Below are 24,669 nucleotides of genomic sequence, written 5' to 3' on the forward strand. Positions count from 1 at the left end.
AGTTGTTGACACAATTATTTTGCACGGCTTATTATTCTTCCATCGGCACTGAAAAACATTGCCGAATTAGTCCAACACTAATAAGGGAGAAACATGTTAGTTGCCGAAAACCCCGCAGTAAAAAAGGCGGTTCCAGTTCCAACAAGCGAATCGCCATCAACAATTCTCAAGGCGTCAGATGCGCACTCCGTTGTGGCGCTGAACCTACTTGCAAATCTGCATTTTCACTCAGGTAATCCTACCGGAAAGATGTTCTATGACCAGGTGTCCGGCCAGTTCCTGGATTGGCTGCAAGCCTCTGACATGGAAAGCCTGAAGAAGCCTGAACCAACGTTCGAGATAACATCAGAAATGGCTTTCTGCGATGTGGCCCTGTCCTTCCTGGCCGACATCCATCTACAAACAAATCTGCACGACACCGACGAACACGACCGCTACATGTCGTTGCATCGCCAGTTCTACAATGTCCGTAAAAATTGCAGGGTGCCATGCTCGTTCTGATCACGGGATCCTGGCGCCAGCATAGCAGTCGTGTTGTTGCCGACTGCATTGCGGCCCTTGATCTGATCGGCGCAAAACCCACTCGTATTTGCACGGGCGGATGGGTTGGCGCTGATAGTGTGGTTGCTAAGTGGGCTGTCAAAAACGACGTGCCCATGGTTGATGGATACGACATTGCAGAATGCGATGCCATTGTGTGGATCAACTGCGGCAAAAACACGCAGTATGAGCAGAAGGCGATGGACCAGTTGCAAGCAGAACTAAGGCCATTTTTCGTATGGTAACGCCATTGCGTAATTTGTCAGATGCCGAGCTCGTCAAACACTGTTTGACAGAGCGCGATCCATTGACCACAACGAATTTGGAAATGGAGTTATTGCGCCGTTTCCAGTTATTAACCGGCATCACCATTAATGATGCTTTTCAATGTAGTACCCCAAACCCTGAAGGAAAATAAGATGTCCCTCGAAACCGTAATCCAAGAAAACACCACTGCCATCAACAGCCTGATCGCCTTGCTGTCCTCCGGTGTCATTGCTGCATCGTCTGGCGCAGTTGAAACCTCTGCGCCACCAGCCGATACTAAACCGGAAGCCACCAAGAAGGTAAAGGACAAGGCTGCAAAAACGGGCGAGTCTACAAACACGTCCACAGATACAGCAAATGCTAAATCTGATGCAGCAACTGATAAAAAACAGGAAGCCGAAACGGGCACAGACACACCAGCCATCGCGTACGAAGTGGCCCAGAAGAAGATTCTGGAAGCTGCCAAAGAAAAAGGGCGCGAAGCGGTTGTTGAATTACTGGGCAACTTCGGCGCTACCAAAGGCACTGACCTGAAGCCAGCGCAGTACGCACCAGTAATCGCAGCTATCGAAGCCTTGTTGGCTGGCGACGGCGACCTGGCGTAATCATGGCCAAGCATGCCATTTTGTCCCCAAGCAGCGCTTCGCAGTGGTCATCGTGCCACGCGGCACCCGCGATGCAGTCAGGTATGCCTGACAAGTCCGGCAATGACGCTGCAGAGGGGACTGGCATGCACGAAGCGGCAGAGACAGTTTTGCCAACAGGGGAGAGCATCTACAGTTATGTGGGGAAGAAGTTCAACGGGTTTGAATTGACCGTTGAAAGTGCGAGGGACTTGGACCGGGGCTACATTCAACCGGTTTGGACCCTCGCGCAAGGCGGAACATTGTTCGTCGAACAGCGCCTGTCTATCACCCACATAACTGGCGAGGAAGATGCATACGGTACCAGCGACGTGGTTATTTTGCACGGACGTACCCTGTATATCTGCGATCTGAAGTGGGGAATGGGTGTACAGGTTTTCGCCAAGGATAACAAGCAACTGTGTACTTATGCCCTCGCTGCCCTGCGCGAATTCGAGTTGATACAGGACTTCGACGAAGTTGTGTTGATGATATTCCAGCCTCGTCTGAATCACATAGACGAATGGCGTATCACAGTGGCTGAGTTGTATGCCATTGGCGAAGGCCTGAAAGCCAACGCCCGAATCGCAACCTTGCTGCTGGAGTACACCCAGGAATGTGGCAAGACAAAACTGGAACAGGACAAGCAGGAATTCTTTGCACCCTCGGACGATAACTGCCGTTTCTGCAAGGCCAAAACCACATGTGTGGCATTGCGCGTCAAGGTACTCACCACAATATCTGCGGATTTTGAAGACCTGGACGCAATAGATGCTGACGCCCTTATACAAGCGAAAAAGGAGGTGAAGGACTTCGACATTGCAATGCTGGCCAAACTCATGCCAATGATCGGCTTGATACAGGCCTGGTGCAAAGCGGTAATTGCAAAAGGTGAGGCATCAATCCACGCCGGCAACAAGATACCAGGATACAAACTGGTGATGGGTAAGCAAGGGAACCGCAACTGGGTTGACCCTGTGGAAGTTGAAAAAGTAATGAAGGCACTGCGCCTGAAGCGAGACGAAATGTACACCTTGGATATTGTGTCACCGACACAGGCCGAGAAACTACTTTCAGACAAGCCGAAGCAGTGGGAAAAACTCAGAACGCTGATTGTACGGAAGCCAGGGCAACCGACTGTAGTAGAGGAAGGTGACAAGCGGGACGAGATTGTAATTGCACCTCCCGGCTCTGAATTTGAAGACGAGACACTAGGCGACTTGGCCTAGTCACGTCCGTAGATTTAGCAAAATATAAATATTGAAATTGATTGGATCAAAAATGGCAAAAATTCTGTTGAAAAATGTGCGTTTGGCTTTCTCAAGCATCTTCGAGGCAAAGACCGTTAACGGTGAAGGCGAACCGGCGTTCTCCGCTTCTTTCCTGCTGCCGCCAGATCACCCACAAATCAAGGAACTGGAAGCGCTGCAAGAGCAGGTCATCAAGGATAAATGGACGACCAAAGCCGCGCAGATCAAAAAAGAAATGGTCACCAAGGACCGTTTGGCGATTCATGATGGTGATGCCAAAGCCGACTATGACGGCTTCCCGGGCAATCTGTTTATCTCCGCACGCAACAAGTCGCGCCCATCGGTGTTTGACCGCGACAAAACTCCGCTGACTCAGGCAGACGGCAAGCCTTACTCAGGTTGTTACGTGAACGTCAGTATCGAACTGTGGGCACAGGACAACAGCTACGGCAAGCGCGTCAATGCATCCCTGCGCGGCGTCCAGTTTTATCGTGACGGCGATGCCTTTGCTGGTGGCGGCGCAGCGTCTGAAGATGAATTCGAAGCGGAAGATGGCGCTGACGACGGCCCTCTGGCTTAATTTTGCCCTAGCATTTAGCAAAACGTAAATTTCACTGCCCTTCGGGGTAGTGACCTTAAACAAATCAATACAGGAATCACCATGCGAATCCCATCTCTTTTACATGCCGCCCTTATGGGCTTCGTTGCCCCTGCGTATTCCCAAATGCGCCTCATGGGTTCTCGTGCAGCCGAGATGTTGCGCACGCCAGATGCAAAGCCCACAGGGCAGAAACGTCGCAGCAAAATAAAAACAAGCACCGTTCCAAAGCAAGCCGCAATACTTACTCGTCGCGCTTCCACGCAGTACGGTTCAAACCTCATGGCGCATTTTGACCGTGTTGGTATCAACTGGTCGTCCAAGCCAAACCGCATCAAGAAGGTCAAAGCGCGTGCGAACAGCATCTGGCATGCGTCGGGTCACACTCTCGCCGGATAAGCCAACCGATTTCATCCCATCAACAAAGGCACCAACGAAGTGCCTTTTTATCCGTCCAAATAATGAGCGATCCCACAAGACCAACCGCAAAAACCGTTGAACTGATCGACGCGCATGTCTCGCCACCAGCCATGGGCCAAACGGTTCTTGGATTGACTATAGGCGGCATTCTTGTTCAGGCCGCATGGCAAAGCCACAGTATCAGCACATTCGATGCCTGGATGCCTTTTCCCAAGGTGCCTGAAGCCGTTCGCAAGCGTCAGTTGGCCCGATTCCAACACGACATCCTCCAGGAGTCCTGATCGTGGAAATCATCACAAGGGCCGAAGCCAAAGAGAAAAAACTTAGGTATTTCTACACTGGCATTCCATGCCATAGAGGACACGATTCAATCAGGTACACGCTAAGTAATGCCTGTGTGGAGTGTTCAAAAAACAGGTATTCCTACACCAAAAGGCCACAAGGGCCGAGGGCTAAAGCGCTGGCCGCTGGCGCGCTCATGTACAAATCGCCAAAGCCATGTAAGCACGGCCACAAAACAATGCGGTACACGAAAACAGCGGCGTGTCTGGAGTGCATGGACATGTGGCAAGAAAGGCAGCGAGTAGCACGCAAGTCCAAGAAAGAAGGCTGCACATGACAGTTGAAATACTCTATCTGGATAGCGAAACATTCAGCGAAACGCCCATCAAAAATGGTACACACGCTTATGCCACGGATTCAGAAATCATGCTCATATCCTATGCGCTGGATGACGGCACCGTGAAAGTAGTGGACCTGACAGCCGGCGAAAAACTGCCTGCCGAACTGGTAGACGCTATGGCTGACGACCAGGTAACTATCGTTGCGCATAACCAGGGCTTTGACCGCACGGTGTTTCGCCACAACAAGATGCCCGTGCCGGCAAGCCGATGGCATGACACGATGGTCCAGGCCCTTGCCCATTCATTGCCGGCAGGGCTGGACACTCTCTGTGCCGCATTGAAGGTGCCTACAGATCAGGCGAAGGACAAAGCCGGTAAATCGCTCATTCAACTGTTCTGCAAGCCACGTCCAAAAAACATGCTGGTACGTCGTGCCACCAGGTTGACCCATCCGCGAGAGTGGGCGGCGTTCAAAGAATATGCGAAGTCTGATATCGTCGCTATGCGTGAATGCCACAAGCGCATGCCTAAGTGGAACTCCAGGGGTTTTGAGCGCGAATTGTGGCTGTTGGATCAGCGTATCAATGATCGTGGCGTCTGCGTTGATTTGAGCCTTTGCAGTGCTGCCGTGCGTGCTGCCACACGTGAGCAAGGTAGACTAGCGGAAGAGACTCAGGACCGCACAGACAATGCCGTGCAGGCCGCAACACAGCGCGACAAGATGCTGGCCCACATCCTTGAGGCATACGGTGTTCAACTGCCGGATATGCAGACATCGACGCTTGAGCGACGTGCCGAAGATCCCGATTTGCCGCTGGCGCTGCGCGAGTTGCTACTTGTTCGGCTGTCATCCAGTAAAACGTCGTCAAGCAAGTACCTGAAGGTGATCAAGGGCACCAATGCCGACGGTCGCCTACGTGGTCTCTTGCAATTCTGTGGCGCTGCACGTACAGGCCGATGGGCTGGCCGACTGTTCCAGCCGCAAAACCTCCCCCGGCCTAAGCTGAAAAACAAACTGGTTGATTTGGGTATCGAACTCATGAAAGCCGATGCCGAAGACCTGGTGTTTGCGGATGTAATGGAACTGTGTAGCTCGGCCATCCGGGGTGTTATCGTACCTGCCAAAGGCAAAAAGCTGGTGGTGTCGGACTTGTCCAACATAGAAGGCCGTAAGCTGGCATGGCTGTCCGGCGAGGCGTGGAAGTTGGATGCCTTCCGTGATTACGACACGATACTGGGATATGACGAAGAAGGCGAAGCAATACGCAAAGGCCCTGACCTTTATAACCTGGCGTACGCCAAAGCGTTCCAGATACTGCCCAAGGATGTGACCAAGGACCAACGGCAAATTGGTAAGGTCATGGAACTGGCGATGGGGTATGAAGGTGGGGTAGGGGCCTTCCTGACATTCGCCGCTGTCTATCGCCTGGACCTCACCGCGCTGGCCGAAGCGGCATACGAGACAATTCCTTTCGATATCCTGGAAGAGGCGCAAGGCTTTCTGGATTGGACCAAACGCCAGAAGCGAAGCACCTACGGGCTGACAGACAAAGTGTTTGTTGTTTGCGATGCGTTAAAACGTATGTGGCGTTTTGCTCACCCCCGCACATCAACCTGGTGGAAAGAGCTACAGAACACGGTCAAACAGGCCATCAAAAATCCTGGCGAGACATTCACCAGCCGCAAAGTCAAAGTGCGCCGTAGCGGTAGCTGGTTGCGCATACAACTGCCAAGTGGCCGTTGCCTGTGTTACCCCGGCCCAGAAGTCAGCGAAAGCGGCACCATCTCATATTTGGGCGTGCATCAGTACACACGCAAGTGGCAACGCCTTACAACGTATGGCGGCAAGTTGGTGGAGAACATTACCCAGGCAGCAGCGCGGGATGTGATGGCTGCGAACATGCCGGCCATTGAAGATGATGGCTTTGAAATTGTCCTCACCGTGCATGACGAGATTATCACCGAAGCACCGGACACCGACGATTACGACGAAAACCGCTTGGCAGATCACATGTCAACCGTTCCACTATGGGCCATCGGATTGCCGCTAGCCGCTGCTGGATTCTCTGGCTACCGGTATCGAAAGGATTGATGTATGAGTCGCTACCACTGCCGGTGCCGCAAGTGCCGCACGCGATGTGTGCTGAGGCAAAAACCAGATGATTACATCCGTCTGCCAAAGTGCCGGCACTGTGGCGCCACAAGCTTTGGTATCGACAAGTGGATGAACCAGCGCAATACGAAACAGATGTCATGCGATTGCGCAGGATATGTGCATGCCACCGGCAGGGTGTTCCCACATCGGAAAGGATCGAAATACTGTTGGTTTCGTGCGGACGGCACCCAGCGCGTGGAAGGCGACAAGGATTTTCGGGATATTCGGTTGGAATCAGAAAGTTTTACGAATTGCTTAAATTCGCTTGACTAAACATTTAGCAAACGCTAAAGTAAAGTTTCTTTTTTACATAAATCTAAAAGGAGTCAAATAAATGCTGTTGCTCAAAATGCTAAACAACCTTTTCAACCCGACGCTGACCCGAATCGCAGAAGTCGATTTGGAACGTGCAGAGATGGAATTGCTGGAGGTTACCACAGTTTGTGAAGACTTCCGCGCTCACAAGCAAGCCCTGGAGGGACGTATTGCTCGGTTGAAAGCGCACCTGGCTGACCCAACCAAATTCATCACGTTTGAAAGGAAGTAATCATGTTCCCAAAAGCCTGCACCCTTTATGCGCTGACCGATATCGTCAACGCTGACACGCTGGACAAATCACTGCGCAAACACCAACTCACGCCCATCATGGACGCTGAAATAGCGACAACCGGATGGGCACCTGTGCGCGACGATTATGGCGTCCTGGCTTACAACTCCAGTGGCGTCATCATGATGCGCTTCGGTATTACCAAGCGCCTGTTGCCAACTGCAGTTATCAAAGACGAAGTGAAAAAGCGCTGCTTGGAACGAGAAAAAGAGCAGGGCTTTGCACCTGGCCGCAAGGCGGTACGCGAAATTAAAGAGGACGCCATCGTTGCGTTGACCGCTCTGGCATTCCCTGTAACCAAGTACACGAACGTTTTCATAGACAACGCACCGCACGGGAATTTGCTCATGATCGATAGCACCAGCAATGGTGTTATCAATGAAATCATCAAAAGCCTTCTTAATCTGGACGACAAATTCCCGATTGAATCAATCTCGCTGGAACACTCCCTGGAAAGTCAGATGCGTGCTTGGGCCCGGGGTGACGTACCTGCGGATATGACCATTGAATCGGCCATCGTGCTGGCCGGATCGGGCGGCAGCAAGGTTGCCTATAAAAACGTGGACATCGCGCAAGAACAACTGGAGGAGCAATTTGCCGCCGGTCGCGCCATCAGCAGCTTGTCGATGTCGTACAAAGACAAGATCGGCTTTGTTCTCACCCCAGAACTGAAGCTCAAAAGCATCAAGGTATTTGACACCCTGGACGAGGGTGATGCAGCAGGCAATGAGCATGACCGCTTTCACAACGACATCTATCTTGCCGGCGCATCGTTGTCTTCTCTGGCAAGTTCGCTGATCAGCGCGGTCAACAACCCTGAAGAAGACCTGGCATAACCATGGATGACGTCGACCGCGCAACGGCGCACATGGAACAGGAACATGCCTTGCGCATCCAGCAAGCACTGACTGTTGCCAGGGCGGCTGAAAGGCCGGAACTGGATTGCGTTGACTGTTCTGGCATCACCCAGGAGGTGGCGAAAGAAGGTTGCCAGCACTTCGCAACGTGCTTGGGTGATTGGCAAGTCATGCACCGGATGAAAAAAGTTAACGGGGTGAAGTGATGAATTCCATGTTCCTGGACCAAGAACCCGACGAGGACGAAGAACGCCAACTGGTGGCATGCAACCGGTGTGGCGCTGAAGGTTTGGAATGGATCATGTTGTCCAAGTCGGAATTCATCCTGTGGAACCCCAACAACACAAGACACGATTGCAGCGTAGCCAATGCCGAGGACTTCGATTAAGAAACGCAAGGCCGGTAGCTTCGGTGCCAGACCGTGTACCGCAATGCGCGCACGGCTGATAACACAGGGCACAGAGGCATTGCCGAAGTCATGGCGCAGGCAGTGGATCATCCAGCGCATTCTTGCCACACCGCCATGGGCCTGTTTCAAGTTGATTCGCCAGGTGTACCAGCAAGCAGATGCGATGACCGAATTAACAGGCGTTGCGCATGTTGTTGATCACATCATCCCGTTGAACCATCCGCGAGTCTGCGGCCTCCATGTCGCGTGGAATTTGCAAGTGATCACGAAAAAGCACAACGGCAGTAAATCAAATTATTTTTGCCCGGAGCAAATGGATTTATTTTAGAAAGGATTGGTATGTCTAGACTATCAATAACAAAAAATGTGCAGATGCGCAGGACATTGCGAATCGCAGGATTCGCGGAAGATGAAATCGCGGAATTCATAAACCAGAATTACAGAACGCATTTAAGTCAAATGGCCGACAGTGCGCCCATCGACTTAAAAACAGCGGCCTTGGTCTTTGGTGTACGTGACGTGAACGACATAAACCTGGCCGACTTCAGAGTGCGCCTGGCTTTTTTCGCTGTGTGGGCATCTGCAAAGTACGACTTCGCCAGAGCGATGATTGCGGAGAGCGAGGCGGCGAGGGTAGAGGCCGGGGTGAAGAGTGCAGCAGCCAAGGCGATGGTGGCAGAGGGCGGAGCGACGATTGCAGAGAGCGAGGCGAACCGTGCTTGAGTCTACAGTCGAAAAGAACCATTGCAAGCGCGTCAAGAACATGGGTGGTCGCAGCCTCAAATTCAAATCGCCACAGTACAGCAACGTCCCTGACCGCATTGATCTGATTGGTGCGGACAGCGCAGCGCGGCAATTGAACGAAGAGTTATACGCTCTTGGCGTCAGCCAGTTGAACTGGCACGAATGCCGGGAGATGGCAAAGCGCATCGTGGCCGCTGCCATTCAATTCACGGAACTGAAACAGCCAGGTAAGAAGCCCAACGCGGCACAAGAGCGTGAGCATGTGCGCCTGCGGGAGCAAGGCTTCCACGTCAATGTGGTGGACGGTGTGGAATGAAAAAACCAGTTGCCTATTACAACGAGATAGACCCGTTTTGCGTGGAGTGGCTACGCAATTTAATTAAAGCAGGCCACATTGCACACGGCATTGTGGATAACAGGAGCATTGCAGATGTATCACCCGACGATCTTACAGATTTTACGCAATGCCATTTTTTCGCAGGAATCGGCGTCTGGTCCTACGCTCTCCGCCAGGGTGGATGGCGCGATGACGAGCAAGTCTGGACGGGGTCTTGTCCATGCCAGCCATTTAGTGCTGCTGGGTCAAAACGAGGATTCGACGACGAGCGCCATCTCTGGCCCACCTTCTACCATCTCATTGCTGAATGCCAACCTCAAACAGTGTTTGGTGAGCAGGTTGCAAGTAGCGACGGCCTCGCTTGGCTCGACGATGTACAAGCTGACCTGGAAAGAGCGAATTACGCCAGCGCAGCGGTCGATATCTGCGCTGCGGGCGTCGGTGCCCCGCACATCAGGCAACGCCTCTATTTTGTTGCCCACCGGATGGGCAACGCCTACAGCGCGGGACGGGAAGTTTGCGAACAAAACAGCCTGGGCGGAAAGAGGTGGGGGCAAGAAGGGGGAACAACTGAACAATCAGGCCGTGCATTTAGTCGGATGGGCTACACCAACGGCCACGGACCACAAAGGCGGATACGGGGGGGGAGAATGAGGAACGGACACTGGTCAACGGATCGTCTGGACGTGTCAGCGCAACTGACGGGCTGGCCGACGCCCACGACCCCATCGGGCGGACAGACAGCGCCGGAAGGAACGAGCGCTACGGGGATGACGCCTGCCGGCAAGAAAGTGCAAGTGACGTTGCAGTATGTAGCGATGCTTGCGGGGTGGGTGACACCAAAAGTGGCCGACGTGCGGACAGAGAGCCTGGAATCAAGGGACGCACGCAACACTCGGATGAAGGAGGCGGGGAACGCCAAGGGTTGCGGGAGTGCGCCGCTGTCAAGTCAAACCCTCCTGACGGGCTGGCCGACACCGAATGCCAACAACAAAGGGGCCTGCACGACTTGGGAGTCTTTCTCCAAACGGAAGGAAGACAAACGGCAGCAGAACTTACAGGATGTCGTGCAAATCACGCAGCCGGTCCGACTAACGGTTTTTGGCGAAGTGCTGACTGGGTTGGATGCAAAGATGGAAAGTTCAGGCCAGTTGAACCCGGGGTTAGCCCGTTGGCTAATGGGGCTCCCCAAAGAGTGGGACGACTGCGTGCCTACGGCAACGCGATCAACTCGCAAACGGCAGTCGAGTTCATCAAAGCTGCCAGACACGTCCTACCTGGATTTGATTTGATATGAATAAAATATTTTTCGGGGATTGCCGCGATACCTTGCGCACGCTGGCTGCGCGGGGCGTTCAAGCGCAGATGTGCGTGACATCCCCGCCATACTTTGGCCTCCGCGATTATGGGGTTGATGGGCAGATAGGTCTTGAGGAAACACCGGAACGTTTCATTGCCAATCTAGTTGAAGTATTTCGCTGTGTGCGAGACGTGCTAACCCAAGACGGTACTCTTTGGGTCAACATTGGCGATAGCTATGCCGCTGGGAAGGTGGGTAGAACTGACGCAGGCCGTAATCTTGGTGGTGGTGGAAACAAACTTGGAAGCGGTAACCCAGGAGGCGGCGTACCAAGAAAGCCCTCGGATGGTTTCAAGTCAAAAGACCTGATCGGCATCCCTTGGATGTTGGCCTTTGCGTTACGTGCTGACGGCTGGTACCTACGGCAGGACATCATCTGGCACAAACCAAATCCCATGCCCGAGTCCGTTACAGACCGCTGCACCAAGGCCCATGAGTACGTGTTCCTACTCAGTAAGACCGAGCAGTATTTCTATGACCACGAAGCAGTCAAAGAGCCTGCGAAGGGCATTCAATCCGGTACTGGTGTTGGCTGGAACAAGGTATCCGACACTGATCCTCGCGACAGCCGTGGTATGGATCGAGGCCGCAGCAAGCGGGACAGTTTCAAACGAGAGGACAGCAAACGCGCCCAAGCCATACCAGGGCAGTTACTTGGAACCCACCGGCCCGACCGTGCAGAGTCTGAGTACCCGATAGACAAGCGCAACCGTCGTTCTGTCTGGACCATCGCCACAAAGCCATACAAGGGTGCCCACTTTGCGACGTTCCCGCCGGCGCTAGTTGAACCCTGCATTCTTGCCGGATCACGCCCAGGTGACATCGTGCTTGATCCATTCATCGGCAGCGGCACCACGGCAGAAGTGGCGTTGCGACATGGGCGAAAATTCATCGGCTGCGAGTTGAACCAGGAATACGAAGCTCTACAAGACAAACGAATCTATGGTGATTTGATATGAACAAGAAAATAAACACCGGCTTTGTACTCCGGAACCTGCAAGGCATGTACATCGTTCTGCACACGTATCAAGGCCATGGTAGTGATCGTTACGAAGTGAAAGAAACATACATCCTAGCCGATGCCACTGTTTTTTACAGTCAACTCGCATTACGCGGAAAGATACGAGATGTTATATCTAGTGATTTCCCCAACTGCGAAGAGGTGCCTGTAAGAATCACAACGCTGACTGATATAGTCAAAGAGGGTGAGACAGCATAATGAAATTCACACCTCACGAGTACCAACAACCAAGCATCGATTTCATCACGGACCACAAGCGAAGCAACCTGTGGTCGTTCATGGGCAGCGGCAAGACAGTGACCACACTGTCAGCCATCGACATGTTGCACTTGTCCGGTATCGAGTCCAAACCGGTGTTGGTGATCGCACCCAAGCGCGTTGCGCAGTCCACCTGGCCGGACGAGGTGAAGAAGTGGGACCACCTTTCTGGCATGGAAGTATCCCCCATCCTCGGTACCGAAACCGAAAGGCTGTTTGCCCTGCGCAATCAGCATGCTGCCGTGTTCACGATCAATTACGAGAACATACCCTGGCTGATGGAAACGCTGAACGGCAAATGGCCTTTCGGTCGCGTCATCTCGGATGAAAGCACCAAGCTGAAATCCTTGCGCATCACTGACCAGGTGAGCAAAAAGGGTAAGAACTTTACAAAGGCCGCAGGCGGATCGGTACGCCTGCGTGAACTTGCCAAGATCGCGCATTCCGACGTAACCGGGTGGCACAACCTGACCGGTACGCCAGCACCTAACGGCCTAATTGACTTGTGGGGGCCAAACTGGCCTTTGGATAGGGGGCAGCGCTTAGGCCGTTCGTTCGAGGCGTTTAAGGGTCGCTGGTTTCAGTCTGTTCAAACACGTGGGGATTTCTCTCTTCTGAAGCCATTGCCATATGCCGAGGAGCAGATGTCAAATGCCTTGCGCGACATCACTCTGTCGCTGAAGGCAGAGGATTATTTCGACGTGAAAGAAGCCGTCAAAACAGTCATCAAGGTGCAACTGCCGGACAGGGCTATGGGCTTGTACAAGGACATGGCAAAGCGCATGTACCTTGAGCTTGATGGAAATGCCGTGGAGGCGTTCAACGCGGCCAGCAAGGCTGCAAAGTGTCACCAGTTGGCAAATGGCGCGATATACCTGCAACCCGATGTCACCGATGACGACCACCCCAAGGCAAAGGAATTCAAAGAAGTACACGACATCAAGTTACAAGCGCTGGAATCCATCGTCAACGAGTGGAACGGCTCACCGATACTTGTTGCCTACCACTTCAAATCTGACTTGGCACGGTTGCAAAAAGCGTTCCCGAAAGGCAAGGCGCTGGATGACAAGCCCAAGACCCTGCGCGACTGGAACGCCGGTAAGTTGCCGATGATGTTTGTCCACCCAGCCAGCGCCGGCCATGGTTTGAACATGCAAGACGGGGGTCACATTCTGGTGTACTTCTCAATCAATTGGAACCTCGAAGAACACATGCAAGTGTTTGAACGGCTCGGGCCGGTTCGCCAGTTGCAATCCGGTTATGACCGCCTGGTGTACGTCTACTACCTCATTGCCAAGGGCACGATAGATGAAGACATCTTTGAACGGCTACAAGGCAAGTTCACTGTCCAGGATGCCTTGCGCAATGCCGTGCGCAGGGTAAAGGCACTTTGCGGAATCAAGTAGTTTTAAAGTTTGCTAAATTTCTTATTGACATTAGATTTAGCAAATACTAAAATGTTTAGCAAGTAGGGGCTATTTGTTCCTATTTGCTAAAACTACAGGAGCAGAGGACATGAAACCCGTTGATCAAGAATTTGTACACGACCCAGATAATGGTGTACGTGGCGACTGCCAAAGAGCCGTTATCGCATCGCTGATGGAACTACCTATCTCTGAAGTTCCGCACTTCATCGAAGTAGCCAATGGCGACCCATCCACATACTGGGATTTGCTTCAGGCGTTCTGCCTTTCCAAAGGCTTCGTGTACCTGGAAACCAAAACAACCGGGAACGTTTGGACAGGTGAATCTGACGTGGATATCTATCACGAAATCAGCGGTCCATCACCACGTTTCAGCGACGTGTATCACGCTGTGGTAGGGAAGAACGGGCAAATTGTATTTGACCCTCACCCATCAAGAGCGGGTTTGGGCGGCGATCCTTCTAACTGGGTCTTTGCATATTTGGTGAAAGCATGACACTCACACCAGGCGAATTGAAAGCGTGCGAAGACTCTCCAGAAGTCCTGCGCGTCATGGCGGATTGGAACGACTTCCAAGCGTCCCATGCCGATAGCATTGGTGATTACGAGGAGTGCGTCAAGTACCACGATGCTCGTGCGAAGGAATTACGCGCCGAAGCAGACCGGATCGAAAAGGAATACTAGCCATGATCCCAACCGCACATTTCCGTTGGAACATTGTTGAAAATCCAGGCGTTACAGCCGAGATAGTCCGTGCAGAACGCGAACGAACACACGAGCCTTTAGCGGTATGCAACGCAAGGCTAAGGGACCGCAAACCCGCTGTTTTGCAGCAGTGGTGCATCCACGATAATGATTTTGATGACGGTATTTGGATTAACGTGCCGTTTGTTTTTAACGGAGAGTTGCGTATGTCTCCATCTGATCCAGAGGTATGAAATGTCCACAATCACATTAGAGGATGGAAAGTACACCATCGAAAACAATAACGGCATTTTGTCGTTCAGTCGCCACGGCGAACCCTGGTATTCAGGCAATGATGTTCATGCAGGGTCAAAGTTGGTACTGGCCCTCGTGCATCGCATAGAAGAGTTGGAAGCAGCACCATCTGCCAAACATGTTGTGATCCCTGATGGCGCTACACCCGGCACCTTAATAAAGGTTGGCCCTGCCCGTGAAGGCATGAGCCACGCACACGGGTATGTTGTTTGGCCAACTCCGAAGCCCAAATTGGAGTTGTCACGGGATGATGATCTTGTATTTACGGGTAAGCAGACAACCCTTCCAGCGCGGGATAAAACAAGGCCAGCCGAGCAACAAGGCCTATTCGGGAAATTCACTGTGTTGCGCAACGACGGCAAAGACGCCCGAGGTGAAAAGCACCATGACTGCGAATACTTTGTGCTTGATGTGTCGCACGATCCCCACGCGAAGCCGGCGCTGGCTGAATACGCAAAAGCGTGCAGGCAAACGCATCCAAGTCTGAGCGCGGACTTGATTCGCAGATACGACTTGCCAGTCGTAACACAAACTGTGGAAGATCTGGCCGCTAACTGGCCTGCGCACAGCGCTCAATTGCTGTGTCCGATTGTCGAACCGCAAAGGGAAATAACATTACATCTAACCAGACGTGAATTGCAGTTGTTGGCAATAGCCATGGTGTACTTGGGCATCAACACACAAGGTGGTGTTTCAAGCCCTCGCATCATGGAGGAAATCGCTTTAAGTGCAGGTGAGTTGCTTGCACTTACCGAATCCATTGTGGGGGAATCACATCGCAATTTTCCGGTCGCGGCACGCACTAAAGGGGCTGCGAAATGAAACTACGGGCGATAGTTACAGTGCATCGATTCGAGGGCGAAGGTCGCGCAAGTGCTTACGACTGCGATATGCGTATCGATCTTGGCAAGAAGGCTGTTGGTGACGGCGACGTACTGAGCTTTATTGAGGGGTGTCACGGCGAAGTGTTTGACCAAATCTGGCGGTTACACCGACTCGTGGTCGGTCAGACTATGCAGTTTCGAGTCCTACTTAAACCCTGGTCCGAAAGTTACGAGACGGAATACGGCATGGAACATGAAGCCGGGGTGGACGTACTGAAATGCCGGTGTATCCGGGCGACCAAACCAAGAAGTCAGCGCGGGGTGAGAGCATGAACCCCATCGTTTGCGCACAAAATCTACAAGCAAGAAAAACCATCTTATCGCCAGGTCGCCACTACCGATACGTTTTGTGGCGCAAGGTTGGTACCGATCCGAATAACAACACGGTTTGCACATTTGTCATGCTCAACCCCAGCACCGCAGACGAGACGGTCAATGATCCCACCATCACCCGCTGCATGGGCTTTGCCGAGTCGTGGGGTTACGGTTGGTTGTGCGTGGTGAACCTATTTGCGTGCCGTGCCACGGACCCAGACGACATGCAACGATTTTTCGATCCAGTAGGGCCTGATAACGATGCCTGGTTGCAGTTGGTCGTCGCAGAGGCCGACATGGTAGTTGCTGCGTGGGGCGTGAATGGATCGTACAAAAATCGGGATGTCATCGTCAAGAAAACGCTACCGAAATTGCACGTCCTGAAGCTGACGAAATACAGGCACCCGGCGCACCCGTTGTACCTGAAAAAGACATTGGGGCCGCAGCTATGGACCGCGTAATTATCGGTGGTCTAATCATCATCTCAAGCCCATATGTGAAAGACGTGCCTCGCATGACGCTAAGTCCAAAGGTCACAGTAACGCCCGAATTCCGGGCGGAAATGAATGCCTGGATGCTTGAGTTTTTTGGCACGGAGCAAACGGGCCTCGAATTTACCGATCCAGCTACAGGTATCAAAACTGTGATCCTCAGTGAAGAAGCATATGCAGCACTCATAAGAAACGCACTCAGTACTCAGCCTTTCCCGATGCCAGGGCAGATGGTTACACCGGTGCGCAACACCCCTAACAGATACCGCGTAAAAATGCCATGGGAGTACGAATGGGGTTCAAAAAGCATGTTTAAGCACCCCCGGAATGTTCTTCGTATTAGCATTACGTGAGGTGGATGCATGTCACACATAACATGTCAGGCCGAGCGCGACGAGAACGAGAAAATCTGGAAATGCAAATACCGGTCGGTACCTGTGGTACAGATTTGTGAAGACCTTCATGGAGAACCATATCAAGACATTGCAACAGAATATCAATGCGGTCCCACAAAGCGCGTTTCTGTAGCTAAGGACCGATGTATCCGTTGCGGTTTGATTTTCACCTACTGAACAATTTTAAAAGGAAAAAGCAACATGTCTAAATTGCATATTGACGCAGCAAAAAACAATGCGCTGCTGGATGAAATAATCCAATGTCTGAAACTCAAAAACGATGCCGCGTTGTCACGCCGGCTGGCCGTCAACCCGCCTGTGATCAGCAAAATACGCGCCGGTGTTCTACCCTTCGGCTTTGTACTTATCATCAGCGCACACGAGGAAACAGGGTGGCCCATCGCAGACATCAAAAAGAAAATCGGCTTCGTGAAAGGTGGTGTGTGATGAAGATGCCTGATAGTTTGCAAACACTGATATCCCGAATCCGCACCACGCATAATGTGGCCCAATCTGGTAATTTAAACTTTCAAGAGTTTAGAAATCAGTTAGAGGCTATGTATATAAAGGCCCAGGATGTTGTGTGCGATATGGAGAAAATAGAAATTGCGCCTACCACTTTGCCACCGGAAGCCAAGGAAATTTTCAATACTCTGGTTGCGATTGGTGATCAATACCGAGGCGCTATTTTAACGCCAACTGAAATCCGCGAATTGATTCACAGCATACTATCAATGAGCGACAAGGCCAGAGATATACTTGCTGCAAGCACGTCGAACAGTGAAGTTGCGCGCACTGATTTAGCAAAAGCTAAATCATCATTCGATGTGCAAGTGGGTGGCGACCACTACAAATCGATGCCTGTTCAGCCAATGGAATTGGCCCTCGCCAACAACCTGAATGCCGCGCAGGCAAACGTGATCAAGTACATCATGCGGTACAAGGCAAAAGGCGGCGTGCAAGACCTGGATAAAGCGATTCACTGCATCCAGTTGCTGAAAGATTTCGAGTATGGGGACGGTGATAAATGCAAGAAGACATCATAGATCAACTGGCAGAATGCCTGGCGAACAAAGTAGCGGCCAGGATACCGGTGGATATCGCACTGTGGGACATCAAGACTTGCGCGGACTACTTGAATCTGTCCGTCACGTCGTTCAGGCAGCGCTTCGCATGCCTGCCTGATTTCCCCGGAGCAGTACGCTTGCCCAGCCCCAGCGGCCAGAAGGCCCATCCACTTTATGAAGCGCAAGAGGTGATTGCATGGGCCATGAAGTACAAGGAAAAAAGAAAGATTTAGCTTTTACAATTTGCTAAATTCTGCTAACATGAATTTGTCGGACTCCTGTAGAGAATTTACCCTGCTTCGGCAGGGTTCTTTTTAGGCGCTGGCAAACGGGATTTATGTGCACTAGTTACCCGTATAAAGCTATCTTCAGAGTGATCGAGAAGATTTATAGTTGATGGCAAACGTATAAAGGTCCAGCTTCCTGTATGACCCAAGTAAGGATCGTACCTTAGAGCGGTTACGCAGTGGGGACAACCACACTGATAACACTGCTAAAAACTCTGGAATTAATTCGCAAGTTAGAGAATCCCTGCCACGAGCAGGGATTTTTCTTGATGCGATGCCTAAACGTTTTATACTTGGCGGTATCAATGTCCAATTGGATAAGACATGTGCACTCACTACACCCCATCTCGCGCAGATCACATCGCATATTTTGAAGCTACGGGCCATGATTTAGACGACTGGCACAGGGAGACATGGCCGGACTACTCGGCACCGATTATCATGCATGGAACAAGCGGCAACCGCGAAGTGGTACTTGGCAGTTACGGGTTGATGCCCAAATCCAAATTGCCACCTGGTGTGCGGTTCACAACAGTCAACGCAAGGTCTGAAACAATTGGCGAACTTCGCACATATGCGAAACCCTGGCGCGAAGGCAAACTGTGTTTGGTCCCGATGGAAGATTTCTTTGAGCCGTGTTACGAATCTGGCAAAGCAGTGAATTGGCGTATAGGTCTGCAAGATGCTTCTGACTTTGCGGTCGCCGGCCTTTTTAAGGAATGGCCAGAAGCAGAGGGCAAGATCGGTTACTCCTTCACACAGATCACAATCAACGCTGACGATCATCCTGTCATGCGCCGGTTCCACAAGCCAGGTGACGAAAAACGCTCCCTTGTGATACTCCGTCCTGAAGACTGGGATGATTGGTTGTCATGTAAGAATCCAGAATTTGCAAGATCATTTTTGCTGCCGTGCCCACCCGAGTTGATGCGAACTGAAGCGGCACCACTCCCGCCACGCACAAAAAAGCCGAAAGCAAAAGAACCTGACTTGCTCGGTTAGCGCCCCTCCGGCATTGGCGGCGGTGGTTCAAACATGCACAGCCACGACTGGGCGTAAGAAATTTCGCCATCGTCCGATTTTACTTTTTCAAAGCCGGTCAGCATCATGCGCTGATCGTGAATCCAAAGGATGCGGCAATCAAATAGGTAATCACCCCCGACCGTTGACCCATCCCGGACAAAGTGCGCACGCATGCACGTACGATGCAAGCCTTGGTCGCTGGACTCTCCGACTGACAATTCGCCTGGCGTCGGCTGATTAAAACGATCAAACAGATACTTCTTTGGCAATTCAACGCCACGCCGTCTAATCTTGATAACATGTGATTTCATAGCTCAGAATACTGAATGTATGTACAGTATTCTGGGCCAATTCGGGTATTTGTGCAATTTGGCAAAGACTTAACTTTTTTCAGCCTAACCGAGCGGCCATGCTTTCCGCAGTCTCGTTGTAATACACATTCAATATCTTCAGATCGCGGATGCCGGTCACGCGTGCCAGGTCTAACACGTTTAGTTTCTTCGCAAGCCTGGTGATGGCCTCGTGCCGTGAGTCGTGGAAGTGGATGCCATCATCACCATCTAACGCGCATCGCTTTGTGATCTTCCGAAACAGCGTGCTTGCGCTGTCAGCGGAGGCCATGAACAGCGTGCCATCACCTTCGGGCTTGGGTAGGTATGTCAGTATCTCCAATGCGCGCTTGGACAGCGGTACATGCCTTGCCGTGCCGTTTTTTGTCATCGGCAGATATGCCACAGGCCCATTGATGTGCGACGGTCGCAGGCCGCACACTTCGCCCAGACGCATTGCTGTCTCGATTGAGAACAAGAACCCTGCCATTACCGCTTGCTGCTTTTGCGTGACAGGCCCGTCCTGGTAGTTGGCTGAAAGCTGCAACTTTTCCAATTCAATGTCGGATACCAGTCTGTTACGTGGCAATGAACTTTTAGGCCGGCGCACTTTGGTGGTTGGGCTGTCCGGCATCCAGCGCCACTCGTCGCGGGCAACAGAGAACACGTTGGATATCAAATTGAATTCCCGGTTGACTGTGGAGCCTGTGACGATTTGCATACGGATGTCACGCCACTTGCCGATAATGTCCGGTGTTATCTCGGTCAAATACCTGTCACCTAGGCGCACACCATCAATCACAACGCGCTGCATGGTGCCCAGGCGTAATGACTCCCATCGATGACCGCGCTTTGTGGCCGACACCTCTTCGTCGTATCGTTCGCACGCCTGCGTGAAAGTCTTACCGGCCACAACGCCGGTCGCCTTCTGTTTTCTAAGTGTGGTTTCTTCTTCGGATGCCCAAGCCGCAGCTTGCGCCTTGGTCGGAAAGGTCTGCGACTTGCGGACCATCTCGCCGTTGACTTTGATTTGGATTTGAGCGCGCACGCCGCGCTTTAGTTTTTCAAACGATGCCATTGTGTTCCCCTGATAGATTTGAATACGATTAAATCGTAAGCCGGATATCGGGGGATTAGGCGGGGGACTTCGGGGGATTTGCTACATTTGTTTAGTAGGATTTAACCGGATTTGATTTCGTACTGCTTACCAGTTAAAGCCACTAACTCTTTGATTTTGCTTTGTTTAATTGCATTTGATTGCGCTTAAACTTATGTGTCTTGGTGCCGAGAGCCGGAATCGAACCGGCACGCCTTGCGGCGCGGGATTTTGAGTCCCGTGCGTCTACCTATTCCGCCATCTCGGCAACGCAGACCGAAATTATGACAGAGCTGTCAAATTTTTGCAAGTGGCGGCTGATTCTGCTGCTTTCGGTTCCTGTTCAGGGGGTCATGTCGGGGAGTTCAAATTTAACGTTCCGGCGCCACATGGCGGGCGTGGGGAAGCGTTTTTGTACGATGCGCAGGTAGTACCACAGGCTGAAGGCGACGATGGCCAGGCTTGTGCTGTTGGCCATCCAGAAGCCGGCGGCACCGTGCAGGAAGACGGGGCTGATGTGGTATGGATCCAGGCCCAGGATGAAGCCGCCGCCCAGACCGCAGCCCCACAGGGCAAAGGCGTACAAAATAGTGGGGACGATGGCGATTTTATAGGCACGCAGGATGAAGGCGGTGGTGACCTGTATCGCATCAAAAATCTGGTACACCGATATAAAGGTGAACAGGGGCAGGGCGGCGGCAATGATCAGTGGGTTGGATGTATAGGCGTGCAGGATCAGGTCGCGGCTGAACCAGATGATGACACCTATCGGCACGGCCAGCATGGCCGCCAGGATGATGCCGGCATTGCCGGTGACGCGGGCTGCCTGCATTTGTTTGGCACCAATGGCTTGTGCTACCAGGGTGCCGGTGGCGCTGGCGATGGATAGCGGTAGCATGTACAAAATGGTGCCGAAGTTGGCGGTCAACTGGTGGCCAGATACGGCCACTTCGCCCAGCCTGGCGATAAACAGGGCCATGAAGGCAAAGGCGGTGACTTCGATCAGGTAGCTTAAACCCATGGGGATGCCAAGCTTAAGCAGGCTGCGCAGGGCTTTCCAGTTGGGTTTGACAAAGCCGCTGCCAAACAGGGCAAACACGTCATAATATTTGACGTGTTTCAGCATCAGCCAGCCGACAAGCAGCATCAGCCAGGCATTGACGGCGGTGGCAGCGGCGCAGCCTGGGCCGCCCATGGCAGGTATGCCGAGCCCACCAAAAATGAACAGGGTATTGAGCGGGATTTTAATCGCCAGTGCTGCCAGTTGTATCGCCATGACCATTTTGGGGCGGCCCACTGCGTTATTGAGCGCACCATAGATGCGAAAGCCCAGTGTGGCGGGCAGGGCGATGGCCAATATCTGCAAGTATTGCGCGGCTTTGTCATTCAGTGTTGGCGAGGCTTTGGCGATGGATAGCAAGCCATTTGGAAAGAGCAGTATCAGGCAGCCTATGCAGGCCAGGAAAAGGCCCAGCCATACGCCTTGTTTGATTTCTGCGCCAATCTGTTTGAACTTGCGTGCGCCAAACAATTGGCCGACGACGGGGGAGATGGATTGCAGTATGCCGTTAAGGCCAACAAAAATGCTGACGTAAATCGAGATGCCTATGGATAGTGCTGCCAGGTCAGTCGCTGAAAAGCGCGAGGTCATGGCGGTGTCGATCACCCCGTTGCCCACCACGGCCATCTGGCCCACCATCATGGGCCATGACAGTGAGGCGATGCGTTTGATATTGCCGCTGAGGGTGCTGGGGTGTTCGAATTTCATGACTATTTACGCTGGTACAGGGTAAATACTTCATCGTTGTCGGCGGCGCGGTGACCGAACCAGATGGCAGTCCATTCTTCAGGCTTGTATTCGGCTGGCAGCGCCAGTTCCTGGTCCTGGCCCTGGCCTTCAGTCTGGGCTTGGGCCTGAGCCTGATGGGCACGTTTACTGTTTTGTATCAGCAGCAAGCGGCAGTCGTTGTCAGAGAAGCCGGAAAATTTTACTTTGCCAAAATAGGCAAATGAAGCGCGTTGTGAGGGACCTATCTGTGCCTGTATGCAGCCATAGTTGGCTGGCAGGTTTTTAGCCAGTTCTTGCGACAGCGGCGCATAACTGATTTTCTGATTGGCCCATGGCAGCCATAAGCTCAGCAATAGCAGCCAGCACAAAATCACCCCACCACTGGACAGCACCACGGCGCGCCACAAGACGGCAGGTTGGCGTGATATGCGCCAGTACACCAGGCGGAACCAGGCCACGGTGGCGACCATGGCGATCAGCATGACAAAGAAGTTGAAGCTGGTCTTGTAACCAGGGGCCAATATGCTGGCTCTGCCAGCCCAGTTGGCTGGCCAGCCTGTCTGGTCGGCTATCCAGGCAAACCAGATGAAGCCGGCCACGGTGGTAAATACAATGACGGAAAACCAGTCCACCGCATTAATCGCGCTGCGCTTCATGGTCGGCAAGCCAAATGCGGCCAGTATAGCCAGCGGCGGCAATATGGGTAATAGCAGGGCTTCTTCTGATTGGGTATTGATGACGGCCAGCACGGCAAAGCAGACCAGGAAGCTGACAGGCAGTGAAATGTGCAGGGCTTTTTCTTGTTTGCGCCAGGCGTAAATGGCCCATGCTGCAAAAGGCCAGGCGGGCCAGCTAAACCAGATGCCATTGCGGAACAGGTAAGCGATACTGTCTGCATTGGGTATATTGAACTGGCGATAATTCCATAACATCCAGGCCTGGTACGGCGAGCTGTCATACGGATGCAGAACGTTGATGGCCGTCAGCCAGATGGCGGCCACCATGCAGGCAACCGGCAGGCTGATCAGGGCCAGGTATTGCAGGGGTTGGCGTTGCCGACGGTAAGCGCAGGCAGCCAACAGGCTGATCAATAAAGCGATGGGCAGCACCCAGCCCCTGGTCAGTACCAGCAAACCGAGGATGACGCCGATTTTGATGGCGGTGCGTTTGCCGGGTTCATCCAGCAGGCGCACACAAAAATACAGGGTGCAGGCGATCAGGGAAATTTGCAGGCTTTCTGCGCTGGTTTCATGGCTGCGTACTAGCAGGCCCAGGCAGCCCAGGTAGATGAGCAGGGCACCGTCAGCCAGGGTGCGGCCAAAGTCTTTGGGTTCGGGCTGGCCACCAAACGCCAGTTTCAGCGGTTGGGCTTCTGGCCTGCGGCCCAGCAAATAGGTGGCATACCAGACCGACAGGCAACCCAGCAGGAAAAAGAAGCCGGTACTAAGGCGGGCGGCCATGGGTTCACCCACCAGCCAGCCAAATAATTTGATGCAGATGGCACCCAGCCAGAATGCCAGCGGGCCTTCTTCTGGCATGGGCAGGCCGACGATGTGTGGCCACAGCCAGTCGGCCAGGGTGCCATGGACCATGGTCCACATGATGCCAAAGCCGGCGGCATCGTCCCCTTTCCACGGGTCGCGGCCTATCAGGCCGGGCAAGATATACAAGAGACACAGGGCGAAGATTCCCCAGCGCGGTAGCGCAACTGTTGCGGCAGCAGGAAGTCGGACTGGCTTCATATCTTAATGATGGAAGGAAAGGATGCTTATTGTAGGGTAAAGCGTTAGTAAAAAAGGCAGCCAGGGCTGCCTTTTTTAATTTAAATCGTGGGGAAACACAGTTAAGCACACATTAACGTACTGTATGGAACATATTAGGCCCATAGGATGGACTGTAATGCTCGCAAGCTTGCAGACGTGCTGTGCCGCAAAAAAAGTGGCGGCGCGCTGCAAGTGTGCGTGAGTGCGCGGTGTTCCCCTGCGCCGATTAGCCTTCTGCGATAGAAGTCTTGGAACCGACTTTGCCGAACTTTTGGCGGAATTTTTCAACGCGGCCAGCAGTATCAACGATTTTATGTTTGCCAGTGTAGAAAGGGTGAGATTCTGCAGAAACCTCGATCTTTACCATTGGATATTCTTTACCTTCAAACTCACCTTTGTCACGGGTGTTGATAGTTGAACGTGTGATGAATTTGAAATCGCAAGAAACGTCGTGGAACAACACTTCGCGATAATTTGGGTGGATGCCATCTCTCATGTTTGCCTCAAAATAAGTTAGGTAGCCAATAAGCACTTCGTCGGTCGCCCTGCTTCTTGACCCGATTGCATTATCACTTGCCAAAGGTTAATTAATAGTCTGGATTCTGGATGCCCAAAATGCCAAGCCCATGATTATACAATGAAAATTGGGGATTTTGCGATGGGATGTTGTGGGCTTGAGCCATAGAATGTTGCTTGTTGTGTGCTTTTTCTGTTCTTTTTGTTATAACTTTTATCAAT

Annotated in this window: 34 protein-coding genes and 1 tRNA gene; 29 read left to right on the forward strand and 6 right to left on the reverse strand. The window is 52.4% G+C overall.

Annotation, left to right across the window (positions count from 1 at the left end):
* Window positions 1–93 precede the first annotated feature (93 nt).
* From ACO0LM_RS11960 to ACO0LM_RS12100, 29 genes are all read left to right on the forward strand, one after another.
* On the forward strand, window positions 94–501 hold the full coding sequence (locus tag ACO0LM_RS11960) for a hypothetical protein (protein WP_423037336.1): 408 nt from the start codon (window positions 94–96) through the stop codon (window positions 499–501).
* Window positions 489–785, forward strand: a complete 297-nt coding sequence (locus ACO0LM_RS11965) for a hypothetical protein (protein ID WP_423037338.1) — start codon at window positions 489–491, stop codon at window positions 783–785. The genes ACO0LM_RS11960 and ACO0LM_RS11965 overlap by 13 nt, the downstream gene beginning before the upstream one ends.
* 174 nt (window positions 786–959) lie before the next feature.
* Window positions 960–1,412, forward strand: a complete 453-nt coding sequence (locus ACO0LM_RS11970; protein ID WP_423037340.1) for a hypothetical protein — start codon at window positions 960–962, stop codon at window positions 1,410–1,412.
* A gap of 2 nt (window positions 1,413–1,414) precedes the next feature.
* Window positions 1,415–2,659 (forward strand): DUF2800 domain-containing protein, encoded by a 1,245-nt coding sequence (locus tag ACO0LM_RS11975; protein ID WP_423037342.1) that lies wholly within the window; start codon window positions 1,415–1,417, stop codon window positions 2,657–2,659.
* A 52-nt stretch (window positions 2,660–2,711) separates the two neighbouring features.
* Window positions 2,712–3,260 (forward strand): DUF2815 family protein, encoded by a 549-nt coding sequence (locus ACO0LM_RS11980; RefSeq protein WP_423037344.1) that lies wholly within the window; start codon window positions 2,712–2,714, stop codon window positions 3,258–3,260.
* A gap of 81 nt (window positions 3,261–3,341) precedes the next feature.
* Entirely contained in the window at window positions 3,342–3,677 is a 336-nt protein-coding gene (locus ACO0LM_RS11985) for a hypothetical protein (RefSeq protein WP_423037346.1), read from the forward strand.
* A 62-nt stretch (window positions 3,678–3,739) separates the two neighbouring features.
* Window positions 3,740–3,979 carry a hypothetical protein gene (locus ACO0LM_RS11990; protein ID WP_423037348.1) on the forward strand — a complete coding sequence of 80 codons (240 nt, stop codon included), beginning with the start codon at window positions 3,740–3,742 and terminating at the stop codon, window positions 3,977–3,979.
* Window positions 3,980–4,313: 334 nt separating this feature from the next.
* The gene (locus ACO0LM_RS11995; RefSeq protein ID WP_423037350.1) at window positions 4,314–6,413 is read left to right on the forward strand and encodes a DNA polymerase I; all 2,100 of its coding nucleotides are present in this window, start codon (window positions 4,314–4,316) and stop codon (window positions 6,411–6,413) included.
* 397 nt (window positions 6,414–6,810) lie between these two features.
* Window positions 6,811–7,023 (forward strand): hypothetical protein, encoded by a 213-nt coding sequence (locus ACO0LM_RS12000; protein WP_423037352.1) that lies wholly within the window; start codon window positions 6,811–6,813, stop codon window positions 7,021–7,023.
* A 2-nt stretch (window positions 7,024–7,025) separates the two neighbouring features.
* Window positions 7,026–7,919, forward strand: coding sequence for a recombination-associated protein RdgC (locus ACO0LM_RS12005; protein WP_423037354.1), 894 nt, complete (start codon window positions 7,026–7,028; stop codon window positions 7,917–7,919).
* A gap of 2 nt (window positions 7,920–7,921) precedes the next feature.
* The gene (locus ACO0LM_RS12010) at window positions 7,922–8,146 is read left to right on the forward strand and encodes a hypothetical protein (RefSeq protein WP_423037356.1); all 225 of its coding nucleotides are present in this window, start codon (window positions 7,922–7,924) and stop codon (window positions 8,144–8,146) included.
* On the forward strand, window positions 8,146–8,328 hold the full coding sequence (locus ACO0LM_RS12015; protein WP_423037358.1) for a hypothetical protein: 183 nt from the start codon (window positions 8,146–8,148) through the stop codon (window positions 8,326–8,328). Before ACO0LM_RS12010 ends, ACO0LM_RS12015 begins: the two co-directional genes overlap by 1 nt.
* Before the next feature lie 43 nt (window positions 8,329–8,371).
* Window positions 8,372–8,677: an HNH endonuclease signature motif containing protein gene (locus tag ACO0LM_RS12020; protein WP_423037360.1), complete on the forward strand. Its 306-nt coding sequence runs from the start codon at window positions 8,372–8,374 to the stop codon at window positions 8,675–8,677.
* Window positions 8,678–8,688: 11 nt separating this feature from the next.
* On the forward strand, window positions 8,689–9,072 hold the full coding sequence (locus ACO0LM_RS12025) for a hypothetical protein (RefSeq protein ID WP_423037362.1): 384 nt from the start codon (window positions 8,689–8,691) through the stop codon (window positions 9,070–9,072).
* Window positions 9,065–9,409 (forward strand): hypothetical protein, encoded by a 345-nt coding sequence (locus tag ACO0LM_RS12030; protein WP_423037364.1) that lies wholly within the window; start codon window positions 9,065–9,067, stop codon window positions 9,407–9,409. Before ACO0LM_RS12025 ends, ACO0LM_RS12030 begins: the two co-directional genes overlap by 8 nt.
* On the forward strand, window positions 9,406–10,722 hold the full coding sequence (locus tag ACO0LM_RS12035; RefSeq protein WP_423037366.1) for a DNA cytosine methyltransferase: 1,317 nt from the start codon (window positions 9,406–9,408) through the stop codon (window positions 10,720–10,722). Before ACO0LM_RS12030 ends, ACO0LM_RS12035 begins: the two co-directional genes overlap by 4 nt.
* Window position 10,723: 1 nt before the next feature.
* The gene (locus ACO0LM_RS12040; RefSeq protein WP_423037368.1) at window positions 10,724–11,749 is read left to right on the forward strand and encodes a DNA-methyltransferase; all 1,026 of its coding nucleotides are present in this window, start codon (window positions 10,724–10,726) and stop codon (window positions 11,747–11,749) included.
* Window positions 11,746–12,009 carry a hypothetical protein gene (locus ACO0LM_RS12045; protein WP_423037370.1) on the forward strand — a complete coding sequence of 88 codons (264 nt, stop codon included), beginning with the start codon at window positions 11,746–11,748 and terminating at the stop codon, window positions 12,007–12,009. Before ACO0LM_RS12040 ends, ACO0LM_RS12045 begins: the two co-directional genes overlap by 4 nt.
* Window positions 12,009–13,475, forward strand: a complete 1,467-nt coding sequence (locus tag ACO0LM_RS12050; protein ID WP_423037372.1) for an SNF2-related protein — start codon at window positions 12,009–12,011, stop codon at window positions 13,473–13,475. Before ACO0LM_RS12045 ends, ACO0LM_RS12050 begins: the two co-directional genes overlap by 1 nt.
* 109 nt (window positions 13,476–13,584) lie before the next feature.
* The gene (locus tag ACO0LM_RS12055; protein ID WP_423037374.1) at window positions 13,585–13,989 is read left to right on the forward strand and encodes a hypothetical protein; all 405 of its coding nucleotides are present in this window, start codon (window positions 13,585–13,587) and stop codon (window positions 13,987–13,989) included.
* The gene (locus ACO0LM_RS12060; RefSeq protein WP_423037376.1) at window positions 13,986–14,177 is read left to right on the forward strand and encodes a hypothetical protein; all 192 of its coding nucleotides are present in this window, start codon (window positions 13,986–13,988) and stop codon (window positions 14,175–14,177) included. The genes ACO0LM_RS12055 and ACO0LM_RS12060 overlap by 4 nt, the downstream gene beginning before the upstream one ends.
* Window positions 14,178–14,179: 2 nt before the next feature.
* On the forward strand, window positions 14,180–14,431 hold the full coding sequence (locus tag ACO0LM_RS12065) for a hypothetical protein (RefSeq protein ID WP_423037378.1): 252 nt from the start codon (window positions 14,180–14,182) through the stop codon (window positions 14,429–14,431).
* Between the two features lies 1 nt (window position 14,432).
* Entirely contained in the window at window positions 14,433–15,314 is an 882-nt protein-coding gene (locus ACO0LM_RS12070) for a hypothetical protein (RefSeq protein ID WP_423037380.1), read from the forward strand.
* Window positions 15,315–15,645: 331 nt separating this feature from the next.
* Complete coding sequence (locus ACO0LM_RS12075; RefSeq protein ID WP_423037382.1) at window positions 15,646–16,152, forward strand: DUF1643 domain-containing protein; 507 nt, start codon at window positions 15,646–15,648, stop codon at window positions 16,150–16,152.
* The gene (locus ACO0LM_RS12080) at window positions 16,140–16,535 is read left to right on the forward strand and encodes a hypothetical protein (RefSeq protein WP_423037384.1); all 396 of its coding nucleotides are present in this window, start codon (window positions 16,140–16,142) and stop codon (window positions 16,533–16,535) included. Before ACO0LM_RS12075 ends, ACO0LM_RS12080 begins: the two co-directional genes overlap by 13 nt.
* Window positions 16,536–16,778: 243 nt before the next feature.
* Window positions 16,779–17,024: a hypothetical protein gene (locus ACO0LM_RS12085; RefSeq protein WP_423037386.1), complete on the forward strand. Its 246-nt coding sequence runs from the start codon at window positions 16,779–16,781 to the stop codon at window positions 17,022–17,024.
* Window positions 17,024–17,623: a DUF3310 domain-containing protein gene (locus ACO0LM_RS12090; RefSeq protein ID WP_423037388.1), complete on the forward strand. Its 600-nt coding sequence runs from the start codon at window positions 17,024–17,026 to the stop codon at window positions 17,621–17,623. The genes ACO0LM_RS12085 and ACO0LM_RS12090 overlap by 1 nt, the downstream gene beginning before the upstream one ends.
* Window positions 17,605–17,877 carry a hypothetical protein gene (locus tag ACO0LM_RS12095; protein ID WP_423037390.1) on the forward strand — a complete coding sequence of 91 codons (273 nt, stop codon included), beginning with the start codon at window positions 17,605–17,607 and terminating at the stop codon, window positions 17,875–17,877. The genes ACO0LM_RS12090 and ACO0LM_RS12095 overlap by 19 nt, the downstream gene beginning before the upstream one ends.
* Window positions 17,878–18,255: 378 nt before the next feature.
* Complete coding sequence (locus ACO0LM_RS12100; RefSeq protein ID WP_423037392.1) at window positions 18,256–18,933, forward strand: SOS response-associated peptidase; 678 nt, start codon at window positions 18,256–18,258, stop codon at window positions 18,931–18,933.
* On the opposite strand, the gene ACO0LM_RS12105 is transcribed toward ACO0LM_RS12100, so the two are convergent.
* From ACO0LM_RS12105 to ACO0LM_RS12130, 6 genes are all read right to left on the reverse strand, one after another.
* Entirely contained in the window at window positions 18,930–19,265 is a 336-nt protein-coding gene (locus ACO0LM_RS12105) for a hypothetical protein (RefSeq protein ID WP_423037394.1), read from the reverse strand. The genes ACO0LM_RS12100 and ACO0LM_RS12105 overlap by 4 nt on opposite strands.
* Before the next feature lie 79 nt (window positions 19,266–19,344).
* Window positions 19,345–20,361, reverse strand: coding sequence for a tyrosine-type recombinase/integrase (locus ACO0LM_RS12110; protein ID WP_423037396.1), 1,017 nt, complete (start codon window positions 20,359–20,361; stop codon window positions 19,345–19,347).
* A 201-nt stretch (window positions 20,362–20,562) separates the two neighbouring features.
* Window positions 20,563–20,647: transfer RNA gene (locus ACO0LM_RS12115), tRNA-Leu, on the reverse strand.
* Window positions 20,648–20,722: 75 nt separating this feature from the next.
* Window positions 20,723–22,147, reverse strand: coding sequence for an MATE family efflux transporter (locus ACO0LM_RS12120; protein ID WP_423037398.1), 1,425 nt, complete (start codon window positions 22,145–22,147; stop codon window positions 20,723–20,725).
* Window positions 22,148–22,149: 2 nt separating this feature from the next.
* Window positions 22,150–23,910, reverse strand: a complete 1,761-nt coding sequence (locus ACO0LM_RS12125; RefSeq protein WP_423037400.1) for an ArnT family glycosyltransferase — start codon at window positions 23,908–23,910, stop codon at window positions 22,150–22,152.
* Between the two features lie 247 nt (window positions 23,911–24,157).
* The gene (locus ACO0LM_RS12130) at window positions 24,158–24,427 is read right to left on the reverse strand and encodes a type B 50S ribosomal protein L31 (protein WP_422987453.1); all 270 of its coding nucleotides are present in this window, start codon (window positions 24,425–24,427) and stop codon (window positions 24,158–24,160) included.
* Window positions 24,428–24,669: the final 242 nt, after the last annotated feature.

The sequence above is a fragment of the Undibacterium sp. Di26W genome (assembly GCF_049340265.1).
Taxonomy (GTDB): Bacteria; Pseudomonadota; Gammaproteobacteria; order Burkholderiales; family Burkholderiaceae_D; genus Undibacterium.

Excerpts from the sequence above, each read along its gene's own strand:
- ACO0LM_RS11960 (WP_423037336.1), top strand. The coding sequence starts at position 94 with ATGTTAGTTGCCGAAAACCCCGCAGTAAAAAAGGCGGTTCCAGTTCCA.
- ACO0LM_RS11965 (WP_423037338.1), top strand. The coding sequence starts at position 489 with ATGCTCGTTCTGATCACGGGATCCTGGCGCCAGCATAGCAGTCGTGTT.
- ACO0LM_RS11970 (WP_423037340.1), top strand. The coding sequence starts at position 960 with ATGTCCCTCGAAACCGTAATCCAAGAAAACACCACTGCCATCAACAGC.
- ACO0LM_RS11975 (WP_423037342.1), top strand. The coding sequence starts at position 1,415 with ATGGCCAAGCATGCCATTTTGTCCCCAAGCAGCGCTTCGCAGTGGTCA.
- ACO0LM_RS11980 (WP_423037344.1), top strand. The coding sequence starts at position 2,712 with ATGGCAAAAATTCTGTTGAAAAATGTGCGTTTGGCTTTCTCAAGCATC.
- ACO0LM_RS11985 (WP_423037346.1), top strand. The coding sequence starts at position 3,342 with ATGCGAATCCCATCTCTTTTACATGCCGCCCTTATGGGCTTCGTTGCC.
- ACO0LM_RS11990 (WP_423037348.1), top strand. The coding sequence starts at position 3,740 with ATGAGCGATCCCACAAGACCAACCGCAAAAACCGTTGAACTGATCGAC.
- ACO0LM_RS11995 (WP_423037350.1), top strand. The coding sequence starts at position 4,314 with ATGACAGTTGAAATACTCTATCTGGATAGCGAAACATTCAGCGAAACG.
- ACO0LM_RS12000 (WP_423037352.1), top strand. The coding sequence starts at position 6,811 with ATGCTGTTGCTCAAAATGCTAAACAACCTTTTCAACCCGACGCTGACC.
- ACO0LM_RS12005 (WP_423037354.1), top strand. The coding sequence starts at position 7,026 with ATGTTCCCAAAAGCCTGCACCCTTTATGCGCTGACCGATATCGTCAAC.
- ACO0LM_RS12010 (WP_423037356.1), top strand. The coding sequence starts at position 7,922 with ATGGATGACGTCGACCGCGCAACGGCGCACATGGAACAGGAACATGCC.
- ACO0LM_RS12015 (WP_423037358.1), top strand. The coding sequence starts at position 8,146 with ATGAATTCCATGTTCCTGGACCAAGAACCCGACGAGGACGAAGAACGC.
- ACO0LM_RS12020 (WP_423037360.1), top strand. The coding sequence starts at position 8,372 with ATGCGCGCACGGCTGATAACACAGGGCACAGAGGCATTGCCGAAGTCA.
- ACO0LM_RS12025 (WP_423037362.1), top strand. The coding sequence starts at position 8,689 with ATGTCTAGACTATCAATAACAAAAAATGTGCAGATGCGCAGGACATTG.
- ACO0LM_RS12035 (WP_423037366.1), top strand. The coding sequence starts at position 9,406 with ATGAAAAAACCAGTTGCCTATTACAACGAGATAGACCCGTTTTGCGTG.
- ACO0LM_RS12040 (WP_423037368.1), top strand. The coding sequence starts at position 10,724 with ATGAATAAAATATTTTTCGGGGATTGCCGCGATACCTTGCGCACGCTG.
- ACO0LM_RS12045 (WP_423037370.1), top strand. The coding sequence starts at position 11,746 with ATGAACAAGAAAATAAACACCGGCTTTGTACTCCGGAACCTGCAAGGC.
- ACO0LM_RS12050 (WP_423037372.1), top strand. The coding sequence starts at position 12,009 with ATGAAATTCACACCTCACGAGTACCAACAACCAAGCATCGATTTCATC.
- ACO0LM_RS12055 (WP_423037374.1), top strand. The coding sequence starts at position 13,585 with ATGAAACCCGTTGATCAAGAATTTGTACACGACCCAGATAATGGTGTA.
- ACO0LM_RS12060 (WP_423037376.1), top strand. The coding sequence starts at position 13,986 with ATGACACTCACACCAGGCGAATTGAAAGCGTGCGAAGACTCTCCAGAA.
- ACO0LM_RS12065 (WP_423037378.1), top strand. The coding sequence starts at position 14,180 with ATGATCCCAACCGCACATTTCCGTTGGAACATTGTTGAAAATCCAGGC.
- ACO0LM_RS12070 (WP_423037380.1), top strand. The coding sequence starts at position 14,433 with ATGTCCACAATCACATTAGAGGATGGAAAGTACACCATCGAAAACAAT.
- ACO0LM_RS12075 (WP_423037382.1), top strand. The coding sequence starts at position 15,646 with ATGAACCCCATCGTTTGCGCACAAAATCTACAAGCAAGAAAAACCATC.
- ACO0LM_RS12080 (WP_423037384.1), top strand. The coding sequence starts at position 16,140 with ATGGACCGCGTAATTATCGGTGGTCTAATCATCATCTCAAGCCCATAT.
- ACO0LM_RS12085 (WP_423037386.1), top strand. The coding sequence starts at position 16,779 with ATGTCTAAATTGCATATTGACGCAGCAAAAAACAATGCGCTGCTGGAT.
- ACO0LM_RS12090 (WP_423037388.1), top strand. The coding sequence starts at position 17,024 with ATGAAGATGCCTGATAGTTTGCAAACACTGATATCCCGAATCCGCACC.
- ACO0LM_RS12095 (WP_423037390.1), top strand. The coding sequence starts at position 17,605 with ATGCAAGAAGACATCATAGATCAACTGGCAGAATGCCTGGCGAACAAA.
- ACO0LM_RS12100 (WP_423037392.1), top strand. The coding sequence starts at position 18,256 with ATGTGCACTCACTACACCCCATCTCGCGCAGATCACATCGCATATTTT.
- ACO0LM_RS12105 (WP_423037394.1), bottom strand. The coding sequence starts at position 19,265 with ATGAAATCACATGTTATCAAGATTAGACGGCGTGGCGTTGAATTGCCA.
- ACO0LM_RS12110 (WP_423037396.1), bottom strand. The coding sequence starts at position 20,361 with ATGGCATCGTTTGAAAAACTAAAGCGCGGCGTGCGCGCTCAAATCCAA.
- ACO0LM_RS12120 (WP_423037398.1), bottom strand. The coding sequence starts at position 22,147 with ATGAAATTCGAACACCCCAGCACCCTCAGCGGCAATATCAAACGCATC.
- ACO0LM_RS12125 (WP_423037400.1), bottom strand. The coding sequence starts at position 23,910 with ATGAAGCCAGTCCGACTTCCTGCTGCCGCAACAGTTGCGCTACCGCGC.
- ACO0LM_RS12130 (WP_422987453.1), bottom strand. The coding sequence starts at position 24,427 with ATGAGAGATGGCATCCACCCAAATTATCGCGAAGTGTTGTTCCACGAC.